The organism is Azospirillum endophyticum, from assembly GCF_016595245.1.
Taxonomy (GTDB): domain Bacteria; phylum Pseudomonadota; class Alphaproteobacteria; order Azospirillales; family Azospirillaceae; genus Azospirillum; species Azospirillum endophyticum.
Map to the genome: position 1 here is coordinate 44,236 of NZ_JAENHM010000051.1, position 14,488 is coordinate 58,723.

The 14,488-nt window shown below is 68.2% G+C and carries 14 protein-coding genes and 1 riboswitch; of the genes, 11 read left to right on the forward strand and 3 right to left on the reverse strand.

Translation table 11 applies throughout. From position 1 onward, the window contains the following. Positions 1-89: 89 nt before the first annotated feature. The 10 genes from JHL17_RS16970 (at position 90) to JHL17_RS17015 (ending at position 9,609) form a co-directional block, all read left to right on the forward strand. Positions 90-422, forward strand: coding sequence for a DUF4160 domain-containing protein (locus tag JHL17_RS16970; RefSeq protein WP_247893605.1), 333 nt, complete (start codon positions 90-92; stop codon positions 420-422). Further along, positions 415-909, forward strand: coding sequence for a helix-turn-helix domain-containing protein (locus tag JHL17_RS16975; RefSeq protein ID WP_200194800.1), 495 nt, complete (start codon positions 415-417; stop codon positions 907-909). The genes JHL17_RS16970 and JHL17_RS16975 overlap by 8 nt, the downstream gene beginning before the upstream one ends. A gap of 222 nt (positions 910-1,131) precedes the next feature. Then, entirely contained in the window at positions 1,132-1,941 is an 810-nt protein-coding gene (locus tag JHL17_RS16980; protein WP_200194801.1) for an ABC transporter permease, read from the forward strand. A 112-nt stretch (positions 1,942-2,053) separates the two neighbouring features. Beyond that, entirely contained in the window at positions 2,054-3,070 is a 1,017-nt protein-coding gene (locus tag JHL17_RS16985; protein ID WP_200194891.1) for an ABC transporter substrate-binding protein, read from the forward strand. Between the two features lie 64 nt (positions 3,071-3,134). Then, positions 3,135-3,959: an ABC transporter ATP-binding protein gene (locus JHL17_RS16990; RefSeq protein ID WP_200194802.1), complete on the forward strand. Its 825-nt coding sequence runs from the start codon at positions 3,135-3,137 to the stop codon at positions 3,957-3,959. A 166-nt stretch (positions 3,960-4,125) separates the two neighbouring features. Next, the gene (locus JHL17_RS16995; RefSeq protein ID WP_200194803.1) at positions 4,126-5,490 is read left to right on the forward strand and encodes an enolase-like domain-containing protein; all 1,365 of its coding nucleotides are present in this window, start codon (positions 4,126-4,128) and stop codon (positions 5,488-5,490) included. Next, positions 5,487-6,638: a Gfo/Idh/MocA family protein gene (locus JHL17_RS17000; protein ID WP_200194804.1), complete on the forward strand. Its 1,152-nt coding sequence runs from the start codon at positions 5,487-5,489 to the stop codon at positions 6,636-6,638. The genes JHL17_RS16995 and JHL17_RS17000 overlap by 4 nt, the downstream gene beginning before the upstream one ends. Positions 6,639-6,816: 178 nt before the next feature. After that, on the forward strand, positions 6,817-7,977 hold the full coding sequence (locus tag JHL17_RS17005; protein WP_200194805.1) for a dihydrodipicolinate synthase family protein: 1,161 nt from the start codon (positions 6,817-6,819) through the stop codon (positions 7,975-7,977). Then, complete coding sequence (locus JHL17_RS17010; RefSeq protein WP_200194806.1) at positions 7,977-8,843, forward strand: sugar phosphate isomerase/epimerase family protein; 867 nt, start codon at positions 7,977-7,979, stop codon at positions 8,841-8,843. The genes JHL17_RS17005 and JHL17_RS17010 overlap by 1 nt, the downstream gene beginning before the upstream one ends. A gap of 73 nt (positions 8,844-8,916) precedes the next feature. Next, entirely contained in the window at positions 8,917-9,609 is a 693-nt protein-coding gene (locus JHL17_RS17015; protein ID WP_200194807.1) for a TetR/AcrR family transcriptional regulator, read from the forward strand. Positions 9,610-9,643: 34 nt separating this feature from the next. On the opposite strand, the gene JHL17_RS17020 is transcribed toward JHL17_RS17015, so the two are convergent. Next, positions 9,644-11,233, reverse strand: a complete 1,590-nt coding sequence (locus JHL17_RS17020; protein WP_200194808.1) for an MFS transporter — start codon at positions 11,231-11,233, stop codon at positions 9,644-9,646. Further along, on the reverse strand, positions 11,230-12,381 hold the full coding sequence (locus JHL17_RS17025; RefSeq protein WP_211113448.1) for an HlyD family secretion protein: 1,152 nt from the start codon (positions 12,379-12,381) through the stop codon (positions 11,230-11,232). The genes JHL17_RS17020 and JHL17_RS17025 overlap by 4 nt, the downstream gene beginning before the upstream one ends. Positions 12,382-12,617: 236 nt before the next feature. Then, a riboswitch (FMN riboswitch) is annotated at positions 12,618-12,770 on the forward strand. 133 nt (positions 12,771-12,903) lie between these two features. Between JHL17_RS17025 and ribB the strand changes: the two genes are divergently transcribed. After that, positions 12,904-13,566 (forward strand): 3,4-dihydroxy-2-butanone-4-phosphate synthase, encoded by a 663-nt coding sequence (gene ribB, locus JHL17_RS17030; RefSeq protein ID WP_200194810.1) that lies wholly within the window; start codon positions 12,904-12,906, stop codon positions 13,564-13,566. Positions 13,567-13,613: 47 nt separating this feature from the next. Here the strand turns inward: ribB and JHL17_RS17035 are convergent, their stop codons facing one another. Further along, positions 13,614-14,351 carry a helix-turn-helix domain-containing protein gene (locus JHL17_RS17035; RefSeq protein WP_200194811.1) on the reverse strand — a complete coding sequence of 246 codons (738 nt, stop codon included), beginning with the start codon at positions 14,349-14,351 and terminating at the stop codon, positions 13,614-13,616. Positions 14,352-14,488: the final 137 nt, after the last annotated feature.

The following is a 14,488-nucleotide window of genomic DNA, read 5'->3' on the forward strand; positions in this document are numbered from 1 at the left end:
CGCGGCCAAGCGTCTTCTGGTTTCCTCCCTGAACTGCCCCGCACCTCCCCGGTGCGGGGTATTTTTTTGGCATTCGGTCCCGAGGCGGGATGGCGTTTCCCATTGTCGCCTATCCAGAAATTGGATATATTTATGCGCGCTGGGGGACAACGATGGGCAAACTGCTGGCGGGTCCTAACTGGTTTCTCGAAGTGCGCATCCGAAAGCATTTTCCCTGCCATTTTCATGTGATCGGCAAGGACTTCGAGGCACAGGTCGATGTCGAGACCCTGGAGATCATCGTCGGCGACATGCCCCGCGCCGTGGAGAAGGATGTCAGGGCCTGGGCGGAAAAGAACCGCCAGACCATGGTCGCCGAATGGAACCGGTGCAATCCGGCCCACCAGTACACGCTCAGGGCACAGGAGGACTCCAATGACTAGCCCGCCCCGGATCGAAACGGTGTCCATCGATGGCACCGTGCTGACCGTCGGATGGCAGGACGGCACCGTCGACGACATCGACATCGCCGGTTGGCTCGCCACCCCCGCCCCGGCGGAGGCTGACATCCTGAAGGATCCGGAGGTGCTGGCGAAACCGCATGTCGCCCATTGGGGAACCGTGGTCGCATGGGACGAGTCCGGAGACATCGGCATCGACCACCATCACCTCAGGCTGATCGCCGCAGAGCAAAGGCCATTCGGACCGGACGAGCTTGTCGCGTGGCAATCGAGGATGGGCCTGTCCAACCAAGCTGCCGCCGCTCTGCTCGGCGTGGGGGTCAGCACCTTCCACACCTACAAGAACGGCAGCGCGCCGATCCCGCCGGTCGTCAAGATCGCGTGCCGGGCCATCGAAAAGGACCCGGTGCTTTTCCAGGCCCACTATAAGCCGGTGCAGAAGCGCGGCCGGCCTCGCAAGGCCGCATAAGCGCGCCCACACCCCTTCCCGCCACACCGAAGAGCCGCGTCCCTCCGGAGACGCGGCTCTTCGGCGTTCGGAGGCACGACACATCGTTCACAGATGAAACTATCTGTTCACGCCATTTTCTGTGTTGACCGCAGGGGGCATGCGGACGTACTTTTAACCAGCCGGTTAAAACATAGCGACCGCCACACTGGTCGCCCCGAGCCCGCCGGCCGGAGGAGACGCATGGAACCCCGCTCTCGCTCGGGCGCAGCATTGCGCCTGCTCAATTCCGACTGGGTCCGCCCCATCCTGCTGATGGTCATCCTGCTGGTTCTGTGGGATCTGTCGGTCCGGGTGTTTGGCGTTCCAGCCTATCTCGTGCCGAAGCCCGGCGACGTCGTGCTGGCGATGATCGACGAATGGCCGCGCCTGCTGGCCGAATCCGTCCCGACCTTCACGGCCACGCTCGGCGGCTTCGCGCTGTCGGTGCTGTTCGGCATTCCCATCGCGATGCTGATCGCCGGATCGCGCGTGGTCGAGGCCTATGTCTACCCGCTGCTGGTCTTCTCGCAGTCGATCCCCAAGGTCGCCATCGCGCCGCTGTTCGTGGTGTGGTTCGGCTTCGGCCTGATGCCGAAGGTGATCGCCGCCTTCCTGCTGGGCTTCTTCCCGGTCGTGGTGTCGGCGGTGCAGGGCTTCAAGTCGGTCGACAACGAGATGATGGATCTCGCCCGCTCGATGAAGGCGTCGCGCCTCCAGACCTTCCAGATGGTCAGCCTGCCGCATGCGCTGCCGGCGATCTTCGCCGGGCTGAAGGTTTCGATCACCCTGGCCGTGGTCGGGGCGGTGGTCGGCGAATTCGTCGGCTCCAACTCCGGCATCGGCTTCGTCCTGCAACGCTCCATCGGCAATTTCGAACTGCCCTTGATGTTCGCGGCGCTGACCGTGCTGGCGCTGATGGGCGTCGTGCTGTTCTGGGTCATCGACGTGGTCGAGCGCTACACCATTCCCTGGCACGCCAGCCAGCGCCACAAGGCCGGCCTCGGCGCCTGACGCGCCGTCGCCTGCCCTACGGTCAAAACCTCAATTCGCCGACAAGAACCCCGACGCCGCGATGATGCGGCCGACGGGGCGATCCACCACCCATGGGAGGTCACCGGTCGTGATGAAGAAAACCATCGTCGCCGCGCTCTGCGCCTTTGCCGCCTCCACCTTGCCGGCGCAGGCCGCCGACAAGGTGACGCTGATGCTGAACTGGTACGTCTACGGCGAGCATGCGCCCTTCTACTACGGCAAGGACAAGGGGCTGTACGAGGCCGAGGGCATCGACCTGGAAATCCAGGAAGGCCGCGGCTCGGCGGTGACGACGCAGCTGGTCGCCAGCAAGGGCGTCACCTTCGGCTATGTCGACGTGCCGACCATGATCAAGGCCGCCATGAAGGGCGCGCCGGTGACCTCGCCGGGCGTGCTGCTGCAGACCAGCCCGATGTCGGCGATGGGCTTCACCGAGAAGAACATCCGCAAGCCGGAGGACATCAAGAACCGCATCGTCGCCATGACGCCGGGCGACAGCATGTCCCAGATCTGGCCGCTGTTCCTGAAGAAGACCGGCCTGAAGGAGCGCGACTTCGAGGTGGTGTCGGGCGACGCGCAGACCAAGCTGAACGCCGTCATCAACGGTCAGGCCGACCTGCTGCTGGGCTACGTCATGGACCAGAGCATGAAGATCAAGGACGCCACCGGCAAGTCGGTGACGCCGATCCGCTTCGCCGACTACGGCGTCAACATGGTCTCCTCCGGCATCATCGCCAACACCGACGTGATGAAGAGCAACCCGGACCTCGTCCGCCGCTTCATGGCCGCCACCACCAAGGCGGTGGAAGAGGCGGAGAAGGCGCCGAAGGACGCAGCCGCCGCCATCCTGAAGGCCAACCCGAAGGGCGGCAAGCCGGACACGCTGCAGGAAGGCTTCGAGCTGACCATCCCGCTCTACCGCACCAAGGAGACGGAGAAGATGCGGCCCTTCCAGGTCACCGACGCCAACATGAAGGAGACGGTCGATCTGCTGGTCGAGTATGGCGGGCTGGACGCGGCGGCCAAGGAGAACCCCAAGCGCTTCTACACCCGCGAGTTCCTGCCGCCCGACCCCGCCGCCCAGGCGATGAACGCCGCCGCCAAGTAAGCGCGAGCCAGACGTGACCGACCGACCCACCGCCCAGCCCACAGCAGGGAGCGACGAGGAGAGCATGGCACAGCCTCAGTTGAAACTGGTCGGCGAGGCGGCGACGCAGCGCCTGTCCGGCGAGCCGCTGATCCGCATCGACGGCGTGACCAAGACCTATCGCACCCGCGACGGCGAGGTGCCGTCGCTCCGCCCGATCACCTTCGACGTGCGGCCGGGCGAGTTCCTGGTGGTGGTCGGTCCGTCCGGCTGCGGCAAGTCCACCCTGCTGAAGATGCTGGCCGGCCTGCTGCCGGTCAGCAGCGGGACCATCAAAATCGAAGGCGACACGGTCACCGAGCCGCACGACGACACCGGCATCGTCTTCCAGAGCCCGACCCTGCTGGCCTGGCGCTCGGTTCTGCGCAACATCATGCTGCCGGTGGAAATCCGCCGGCTGCCGCGCGAGCGCTATCTGGAGCGTGCCCACAAGCTGGTCGAGATGACCGGGCTGAAGGGGTTCGAGAACAAATATCCCTGGCAGCTGTCGGGCGGCATGCAGCAGCGCGCCGCCCTGTGCCGGGCGCTGGTGCACGACCCGAAGATCCTGCTGATGGACGAGCCGTTCGGCGCGCTCGACGCCATGACGCGGGAACGGATGAATGTCGAGCTGCAGCGCATCCAGCACGAGACCGGCAAGACGGTGATCCTGATCACCCACTCGATCCCCGAGGCGGTGTTCCTGGCCGACCGGGTGATGGTGATGTCGGAACGGCCCGGCACCATCGCCGCCACCTACGAGGTCCCGCTGCCGCGCCCGCGGACGCTGGACGTCATGGGCGATCCGGTCTTCATCCAGCTGACCCAGACCATCCGCAAGCATTTCGCGGCGCAGGGGCATCTGGATTAAGCGGCAACGTTAGACCCCCACCCTAACCCTCCCCCGCTGGGCGGGGGAGGGAACTGCCGCAGCCCTTCTGCAAAGCTCCTGTCTCCCTCCCCTGCCCAGCGGGGGAGGGAAGGGGCCCATGCGTCAGCATGGGAAGGGTGGGGGCAATACTCGAAGGAATTTCACCATGTCCGCCCCCCGTCTCCGCATCCGCGCCATCGAGCTGTACGAGCGGCCCGTCCGTTTCGTGAAGCCGTTCCGCTTCGGCGCGGTGACGGTGGAGGCTGCCCCGCAATCCTTCGTCCGCGCCCTGGTCGCGGTCGAGGGACAGGGGGAGGCCTGGGGGGCGACGGCCGAGATGATGATGCCGAAATGGTTCGACAAGCGCCCGGACCGCAGCCCGGCCCAGACGGTGGACGGGCTGCGCCGCTCGCTGATCGAAGCGCGCGACGCCTATCTGTCCGACGGCCGGCTCGACACCGCCTTCGGCCATCACGCCGCCTACAGCCCGGCGCTGGAGCCGAAGCTGGCCGCCGCCTTCGGGCCGGCGCAGATCGACAAGGCGGTGTTCGACGGGCTTCTGCGGGTGCTGGGCCTGAACGCGTTCGACGGGCTGGGCGGCAATGTCGGCGGGCTGGATGCGCGGCTGGCGCCCGACCTCGGCGGCTTCGATCTGGACGGGTTCCTGCGCGGGCTTTCCCCGCTCGCCGAGGTGGAGCTGCGCCACACCGTCGGGCTGCTCGACAAGGCGGAAGATTTGCGCGCCCTGCTGGAGTGCTCGCCGCTGCGTTGGTTCAAGATCAAGCTGGGCGGCGACGTGGCCGCCGATGCCGACCGGCTGGCGGAACTGGCCGGCGTGCTGGAAACCGCCGCCCCCGGCTACCGCGCCACGCTGGACGGCAACGAACAGTACCGCGACGCCGGCCATGTCGCCGAGCTGCTCGACCGGATCGACGCCTCCCCTACCCTTGCCGGCTTCCGCAAGGCGCTGGCCTATCTGGAACAGCCGATCACGCGGGAGGCGGCGCTCGCCCGGCCGCTGGGCGCGGTGGCGGAGCGGGTGCCGGTGATCATCGACGAATCCGACGACGGCTACGATGCCTTTCCGCGCGCCCGCGCGATGGGCTATCGCGGGGTGTCGTCGAAATCCTGCAAGGGCCTGTACAAGGCGATGGTCAACCGCGCGCGCTGCGCGGCGTGGGGGCCGCCGCACTTCATCTCCGCCGAGGATCTGACCTGTCAGGCCGGGCTGTCGGTGCAGCAGGACACTGCCCTGGTCGCCTTCCTCGGCATCCCGCATGCCGAGCGCAACGGCCACCAGTATGGCGGCGGCTTCGGCAGCGCGGCGGAGGGCGCGGCCTTCCTCGCCGCCCATCCCGGCTTCTACGCCCGCGACGCCGACGGGACGGTCCGGCTCGCCACCGGCACCGGCCGGCTGCCGACCGCCCCGCTGTCGGCACCGGGCTACGCACATCTTTCCGACCCCGACTGGGCCGGCCTGTCCCCCCTTTCAAACCCGACATCAGCGCATTCCGAAGGAGTCCACCCATGAGCACCAAGCGCCTCGGCCTCATCATGCACGGCGTCACCGGGCGGATGGGCATGAACCAGCACCTGATCCGCTCGATCCTGGCGATCCGCGCCCAGGGCGGCGTCACCCTGTCGGACGGCTCGCGCGTCATGCCCGACCCGATCATCGTCGGCCGCAACGCCGAGAAGATGCAGGAGCTGGCCCGCCGCCACGGCATCGAGCGCTGGAGCGACAACATCGACGCCGCGCTGGAAAACCCGGACGACGTGATCTTCTTCGACGCCGGCACCACCCAGATGCGCCCGACGCTGCTGGAAAAGGCGATCCGCGCCGGCAAGCACGTCTATTGCGAGAAGCCCATCGCCACCAACCTGGACGAGGCGCTGCGCGTCGTCCGGCTGGCCGCCGAGGCCGGGGTGAAGAACGGCACGGTGCAGGACAAGCTGTTCCTGCCGGGCCTGGAGAAGCTGCGCATGCTGCGCGACAGCGGTTTCTTCGGCCGCATGCTGTCGGTGCGCGGCGAGTTCGGCTACTGGGTGTTCGAGGGCGACTGGCAGCCGGCGCAGCGTCCCTCGTGGAATTATCGGGAAGAGGATGGCGGCGGCATCATCCTCGACATGATCTGCCACTGGCGCTATGTGCTCGACAACCTGTTCGGCACGGTGAAGAGCATCTCCTGCCTGGGCGCCACCCACATCCCGGAACGCTGGGACGAGACGGGCAAGCCCTACAAGGCGACCGCCGACGATGCCGCCTATGCGATGTTCGAGCTTGAGGGCGGGGTGATCGCCACCATCAACTCGTCCTGGTGCACCCGCGTCTACCGCGACGATCTGGTGACCTTCCATGTCGACGGCACCAACGGCTCGGCGGTCGCAGGATTGACCGACTGCGTGATCCAGCCGCGCCAGGGCACGCCGCGCCCGGTGTGGAACCCGGACCAGAAGCAGACCATCGACTTCTACGACACCTGGCAGCCGGTGCCCGACAACGCCGTGTTCGACAACGGCTTCAAGGTGCAGTGGGAGTCCTTCATCCGCCATGTGGTCGAGGACACCCCCTACAATCACGGCCTGATCGAAGGCGCCAAGGGCGTCCAGCTGGTGGAATGCGCGATGCAGAGCTGGCGCGAACGCCGCTGGGTCGACGTGCCGGCCATCGAGGGCTGAGGCGTCGACGTCGATTGCCCCCACCTAACCTCCCCCGCTGAGCGGGGGAGGGACTGCCGCTGCTCTCCCGAACAAGCACCTACCCCCTCCCCCGGATCGGACGGACCTTCGGTCCGCCGAGAGCGGGGGAGGGTTGGGGTGGGGGCAGGCGGCAACGACTTTTCCAGGAACTCCGCCCATGCCGACCATCCGCCTCCCCCGCGCCGACCGCAGCATCGAAAGCTACACGCTGGCCCCGCCGCGCGGCTTTCCCGCCCGCACCGAACGGCCGCTGACCCGCATCGCCTTCGCCGCCGCCCATATGGTCGCCGACCCGTTGGCCGAGTGCGATCCGTGGCTGGCCCCGGCCATCGACTGGGACCGCAGCATCGCCTTCCGCGAGCATCTGTGGGACCTCGGCCTCGGCGTCGCCGAGGCGATGGACACGGCGCAGCGCGGCATGGGGCTGGACTGGCCGACCTCGCTGGAGCTGATCCGGCGGTCGCAGTCGGCGGCCAAGGCGCGCGGCGGGGTGATCGCCTGCGGCGCCGGCACCGACCATCTGGCGCCGGAGAACGCCCGCAGCGTCGACGACGTCATCCGCGCCTATGAGGAGCAGATCGAGGCCATCGAGGCTCTCGACGGCCGCATCATCCTGATGGCGTCGCGCGCGCTGGCCCGCGTCGCCACGGGGCCGGAGGATTATGTCCGCGTCTATGGCCGCATCCTGTCGCAGGTGAAACAGCCGGTCATCCTGCACTGGCTGGGCGACATGTTCGACCCGGCGCTGGCCGGCTATTGGGGCACGGCCGACGTCGATGCGGCGATGGACACCGCGCTGTCGATCATCGGCGACTACGCCGCCAAGGTGGACGGCATCAAGATCTCGCTGCTCGACAAGGACAAGGAGATCGTCATGCGGCGGCGTCTTCCGGACGGCGTGCGCATGTACACCGGCGACGACTTCAATTACGCCGAGCTGATCGCCGGCGACGGGCAGCACAAGTCCGACGCGCTGCTCGGCATCTTCGACGCCATCGCGCCGGCCGCAGCGGCCGCGCTGGCCCATCTGGCCGAGGGCGACGAGGCGGGGTTCCACGACATCCTGGCGCCGACCGTGCCGCTGTCGCGCCACATCTTCAAGGCGCCGACCCGCTTCTACAAGACCGGCGTCGTCTTCATGGCCTACCTGAACGGCCACCAGGACCATTTCACCATGGTCGGCGGGCAGGAGAGCACGCGCTCCACCCTGCATCTGGCCGAGCTGTTCCAGCTGGCCGACAAGGCCGGGCTGCTGTCCGATCCGGACCGCGCGGCCCAGCGGATGGCGACGGTGATGGCGGTGCGGGGGATTTCGTGATGCGCGACTTCTCCACGGACCACCGCTGGCTGTCGATCAACACCGCCACGGTGCGCAAGCAGGGCGATCTGGTGGAGATCCTCGACGCCTGCGCCCGCCGCGGCATCCGTGCCGTCGCGCCCTGGCGCGACCAGGTGGCGACGGTCGGACTCGACGCCGCGGTGCGGGCGGTGCGGGCGGGAGAGCTCGAGCTGTCCGGCTATTGCCGCGGCGGCATGTTCCCGGCCGATCCGTCCAGGGCGGCGGAGGTGCGCGACGACAATCGCCGCGCGGTGGACGAGGCGGCGGCGCTGGGGGCCGCCTGCCTGGTGCTGGTGGTCGGCGGGCTGCCGCAATTCTCCCGGCCCGGCTCGGCCGCCAGCAAGGACATCGCGCTGGCCCGCTCGCAGGTCGAGGACGGCATCGCCGAGCTGCTGGATTATGCCCGCAACGCCGGCATGCCTCTGGCGATCGAGCCGCTGCACCCGATGTATGCCGCCGACCGCGCCTGCGTGAACACGATGGCCCACGCGCTCGACCTCTGCGACCGGCTGGATCCGGGCCGGACGGGATCGCTGGGGGTGGCGGTCGACGTCTACCATGTCTGGTGGGACCCGGATCTGGAGGCGCAGATCGCGCGCGCCGGTAGTGAGCGGCTGATGGCCTTCCATGTCTGCGACTGGCTGGTGCCGACCAGCGACCTGCTGCTCGACCGCGGCATGATGGGCGACGGCGTCATCGACATCCCGCGCATCCGCGGCTGGGTCGAGGAGTGCGGCTTCGCCGGCTATTCGGAGGTGGAGATCTTCTCGCAAAGCACTTGGTGGGAAAAGCCGATGGGCGAGGTGCTGGACACCTGCATCGAGCGGCACCGCAGCGTGGTTTGAAATCGCTGGCGGACGCTTCTACCATGGGGGAGAACAAGCCCCCTCCCCCGGACCGCAGGAGCCGGCTTCCCGCATGGACAGCCTGACCGACACGCCCGAACCGGCGCCGCCCGCCCCCGCACCCGCCAGAGGCGCCGCGGCGCCGGTCAAGGCGACCCGCGACCCGGAAGGGACACGGGCCCGCATCATGGCCGCCGCGACGGAAGAGTTCGCGCGCTACGGCCTGGGCGGCGCCCGCGTCGACCGCATCGCCGAACAGGCGGGCACCAACAAGCGCATGCTCTATTACCATGTCGGCAACAAGGAGGAGCTGTATCTGGCGGTGCTGGAGGATGCCTATGCCCATATCCGCGAGACCGAACGCACGCTGAACCTCGACAAGCTGGCGCCGCCCGAGGCCATCGCCCGGCTGATCGGCTTCACTTGGCAGTATTTCATCGACCGTCCCGAATTCATGGCCCTGCTGAACATCGAGAACCTCCACCGGGCCGAACTGCTGAAGACCTCCGGCCAAGTCCAGTCGATGCATTCCCCCTTCGTGCAGATGATCGGCGACGTGCTGGCCCGCGGGGTGAAGGACGGGGTGTTCCGGGCCGGGGTCGACGCGGTGCAGCTCTACATCTCCATCGCCGGGCTGTCCTACTTCTACCTGTCCAACGTCCACACCCTGTCGGTCATCTTCGGCCGCGACCTGCTGGCGGAGCCGGCGAAGACGGAGCGGCTGGACCATATGGTGGAGCTGGTGCTGAAGTCGCTGCGGCCCTGAGCGTCGAACCGGGTGGTCAGATTCTGACCACCCCTTATTGTTTCGGCGCCGGGCGAAGCAGGGCGATCAGCAGCAGGCCGACGACGATGAACCAGGCGATGACGACGAAGCCGTCGATATAGGCCAGCACATAGGCCTGCTTGCGCACCGCGGCCGACAGCAGCGACAGGGCGCGACCCGTCGCCTCCTCGACCCCGGTCGACTGGGCGGCGACCCGCGCGACGGTGCCGGCCACCCGCCGGACGGTGTCGGTGTCGCCCGCCACCACGTCGGACACCAGCCGGAAGCTGTGGAACTGCTCGCGGATGCGGACGAAGGTCTGCATGAAGGCGGCGCCCAGCTCGCCGCCGAGCAGCCGCGAGGTCTGCAACAGGGCGCCCAGCGCCAGGATGTGGGCCTGGGACAGGTTCTTGATGTTGAAATAGATCAGCGAAGTCATGGCGAAGGACTGGCCGAAGGCCTGGAGCATCTGCGACGGCAGGAAATCGGCGCCGACCCAGTCCGCCGTCAAATGCGAGGCCAGCCAGCAGGCGCCCCCCACCGCGGCGAAGCCGGCCGCCATCACCACCCGCGGATCGGCATGGCGCAGCAGGGTGCCGACCAACGGCGCCAGCAGGAATTGCGGCAGCGCGATCAGCAGCAGCGTGTCCCCCACCTCCAGCGCCCGGTAATTGTTCACCGTGACGAGGAATTGCGGGACGAGATAGGCGGTGGACAGCATGATCAGCCGCAGCAGCACCAGCAGCAGGCAGAGCAGCGGGATGTTGCCGCGGAAGAGCGCGCTGAAGGTGATCCAGGGCTTGGGGCAGATCAGCTCCTGCACGACGAAGGCGGCGACCAGCAGGCCGCCGGCCAGGAACAGCCCGGTGATCAGCCCGGAATTGAACCAGTCCAGCCGGTTGCCCTGGTCGAGCCCGGCATAGAGCAGGGCGAAGCCGAGGCTGGCATAGGCGATGCCCCACCAGTCGCCGTCCTTCAGCAGGTCGCGGCGGACCGGCTCGGCCGGCATGCCGAAATGGACGCACAGCGCCATCAGCGGCGCCAGCAGCGCCGTGTCCCAAAACAGCCAGCGCCAGTCGAGATGCTCGATCACCCAGCCTTCGACCGAGGCGGCGAAGTTCAGCGACAGCTCCACGTTCATCGCGTAGACGGCGATGCCGTAGACGACATAGCGCGGCGGCAGGTTGCGGACGATGAAGCCGATGGTCAGCGGGATGAAGGTGCCCGACGACAGGCCGGCCAGCAGTTGGAAGGCCAGCACCCCGGTCAGCGTGCCGGTCAGCGGCAGGGCCAGCATCGCCAGCCCGTAGGTCAGGGAGGACACCAGCAGCACGCGGCGCGGCCCGAACACAACGCCGAGAAAGGCGGCGGCCGGGGCGACCAGCATCTGCGCCACCGTGTAGGCGGTGGTGATCCAGGCTCCCTCGTCGAAGCCGGCGCCGATGGCGCCGCGGATATCGGCCAGCCCGAAGGTGGTGATCCGCGAGGTCAGGGTGGAGATCAGCGCCCCCAGCATGACGCCGAGCAGGCCGATGAGCGGGTGATGGGTGAGGATCGGCTGGGCCGGACCGCGCAGGAGCAAGGGGATCCGGGACAGCCGTCCGCCGGCCAGCCCGACGCTCACGGCCCTCCCTCCCCGCTCCCCTGGATTTCACCCTCGGTATCGACGGAAACGACGACGGACATGCCCGGCCTCAAGCGGTCCTGCAACGGGTTGGGGCCGTCGAGGACGATCTTCACCGGGATGCGCTGGACGATCTTGGTGAAGTTGCCGGTGGCGTTGTCCGGCGGAAGCAGGGCGAACTGGCTGCCGCTGGCCGGCGATTGGGCGGCGACCCTGCCGGTCAGCGTCACGTCGGGAAAGCTGTCGACCCGGACCGTCGCCGGCAGGCCCGGCCGCATCCGGGTCATCTGGGTTTCCTTGAAATTGGCGATCACCCACACCGCCGGCAGCGGCACCAGCGTAACGATCTGGCTGCCCAGCCCGACATACTGGCCAGGGCGGACCTGGCGCTGGCCGACCATGCCGTCGGCCGGCGCGCGGATCGTCGTGCGGTCGAGCGTGATGCGGGCGAGGTCCAGGTCGGCCTGCCGCTGCAGCCGGGTGGCCCGGGCCTGACGGACCTGCACGTCGATGCCGTCGAGCGTCGCCTTCTGCTGGTCGACCTGGGCCTGTCCGGCCTCCAGCGCCGCCTGGGCGCGGCGGGAGGTCGCCTGGGCCTGTTGCAGCGCCTGGAGCGTTCCGGCCACCCCCTGTTCGGACAGCGAACGCTGCCGGGCTTCCTCCAGCCGCGCCCGCCATGCCTCGGCCTCCAGCCCATGGACGTTCGCCTCGGCCTGATCGACCAGGGCGCGCTGGGTCCGCTTCTGGATGTCGAACTGGGCGATGGCGGCGTCGGCGGCTTCCAGCGCCGCTTCCGCCTGCTGCACGCGGGCGCGGTAGTCGTCGTCGACGATCATCGCCACCGGGTCGCCGGCCCGCACCCGCTGGAAGTCGCCGACCGGCATGTCGCGGACGACGCCCGTCACCTGGGCCGACAGCGGGGTGATGTCGGATTGCAGATAGGCGTCGTTGGTGGTCTGGCGCGCGGCGGAGCCGATCCAGCGGTCCCAGCGCGTCGCGAAGGCCACCACCAGCACCACCGCCAGCCCCAGCACCGCCAGCCGCACCACCCAAGGGCTCCAGGCCACCGGCGCCGGGGCGGCCGGTGGCGGCGGAGCCGGAGGGGATTGCTGGACCGCTTGCTGGGGTGGCGCTGCGGCATCGGTCATGCGGGGGCCCTTTTCGGAATCGGCGTTCCGAAGCGCTCCGGCCGGAGCGCTTCGGTCGCCCGACCCTACGCGATAGCCTGCGAAAAGGCGCCTTGCACCAAGGTCTAGCCCCGCTTGAGACCGGTCAGGACAGGACGATGCCGCCGCGATGCCGGGCGGTCCACCCTCCTCCTTGACAGCGGCTGTCGGGTTGCGGAATGGTGGGCCGGTCGACCGATCCCGGTTGGCGATTCCAAGCTTGTTCTCAGGGCAGGGTGAAACTCCCGACCGGCGGTATCCCTTCGACAGAAGGGGAGCCCGCGAGCGCTCACCAGCCTTCGGCGGTGAGGTCAGCAGACCCGGTGCGATGCCGGGGCCGACGGTAACAGTCCGGATGGAAGAGAATGAGCAGACCGCGCCGGTGGCTTGCCGCGAGCAGGCCCGCCGTCGTCGGTTCGCGCCGGTGCGTCGGGCTTCGGTCCGGCATGCCGGAGGTCTCTTTGCGCCCTGATTCAGGCTCACCCTTCAGTGGATGTGAGAACCATGAATCAGATCTACCGCCAGAACGATCTTCTTTCCCGCTTCGGCACGCCGGCCGAACGGGTCGCCCGCGCCCTCGACAGCCTTCGGCAAGGCCAGGGGGTGATCGTCGTCGATGACGATGACCGCGAAAACGAGGGCGACATCATCTACCCGGCCGACAGCATCACCGTCGAACAGATGGCGCTGCTGATCCGCGCCTGCAGCGGCATCGTCTGCCTGATCCTTCCCGACGAGCATCTGCGCCGGCTGGAGTTGCCGGCGATGGTGCCGGCCAACAGCTCGCGGTTCGGAACCGCCTTCACCGTGTCGATCGAAGCCCGTGAGGGTGTCACCACCGGCGTCTCGGCCGCCGACCGGGTGACGACGATCCGCACCGCCATCGCCGCCGATTGCCGGCCAGAGGATCTGGCACGGCCGGGCCATGTCTTCCCGCTCCGCGCCCATCCGGACGGTCTGGCGGCGCGCCGAGGCCATACCGAGGCCACCATCGAGCTGATGGCGCGGGCCGGGCGCAAGGCGGCGGGGGTTCTCTGCGAGGTGATGAATCCGGACGGCACCATGGCCCGCCTGCCGGAACTGATGGTGTTCGCCGAGGAACAGTCCATGCCGATCGTGAGCATCGCCGATCTGGTGGCGGACGGCGGCCTGCAATCGGAGCGCTGATCGGGTTCGGCCTTATGCCGGCGGCCTTGTATCCCGACCCGTCGGGATCAGAAGCCGCCGGCGAGGTCGGCCAGGGCGTCGCGGTCCAGCAGCTCCAGCTTGCCGCCGACCAGGATGCGGATCAGGCGGGTCGACTTCAGCTTGGTCAGGGTCCGCGACACGGTCTCGGTGGTCAGGCCGAGATGGTCGGCGATGTCGCTGCGGCCCATCGGCAGGTCGATGGTGTGCTCGTCGCCCTTGCCGCCCTTGCGGTCGCTGAGACGCAGCAGGAAGGTGGCGACCTTTTCGGCGGCGGTCTTGCGGCCCAGCAGGACCATCTGGTCCTGCGCCGCCATCAGTTCCGAGGTGGTCGCCGACAGCAGCTTGCGGGCGAAGGCCGGCTGGGCGTCCATCAGGGCGTCCAGTTCCAGGCGCGGGATGCGCTGGATCGTCGTCGCCGTCACCGTTTCGGCGGTGTAGAGATACTGGGCGGCGAAGGCCAGCCCCATCATGTCGCCGGCCTGCAGGAAGCCGATGATCTGGCGCCGGCCGTCGGGGAGCATCTTGTACAGGCGGACCATGCCGCTCATCACGCGGAACACCGAACCCGCTGCATCGCCTTCGCCGAACACCGTGCTCTCGCGCTCATAGACCTTGGAATGGCCCAGGCTGGCGAGCGGGTCGGCGGGATTGCGCGGCTGAACGGCGGAACCGATGCCGGCATTCGGCGAAATCGCCAGGGCGGAGACCAGGTAACCAGGAACGGCGCGGTGCGTGTGGGCGGCAATGGCGGCGTGCGTGGACATGGTGGACCTCGGCCTTGACGGTGCGATGCGGTCCGGTTGTTCCGGGGTGCATCCGATGGCCCGAAGCTATCCGTCCGCCGTGGTCCTGTGCAGTTCGGTGATGTACCTAAGGAAGTTTGCGTACGTAACTGTACCTA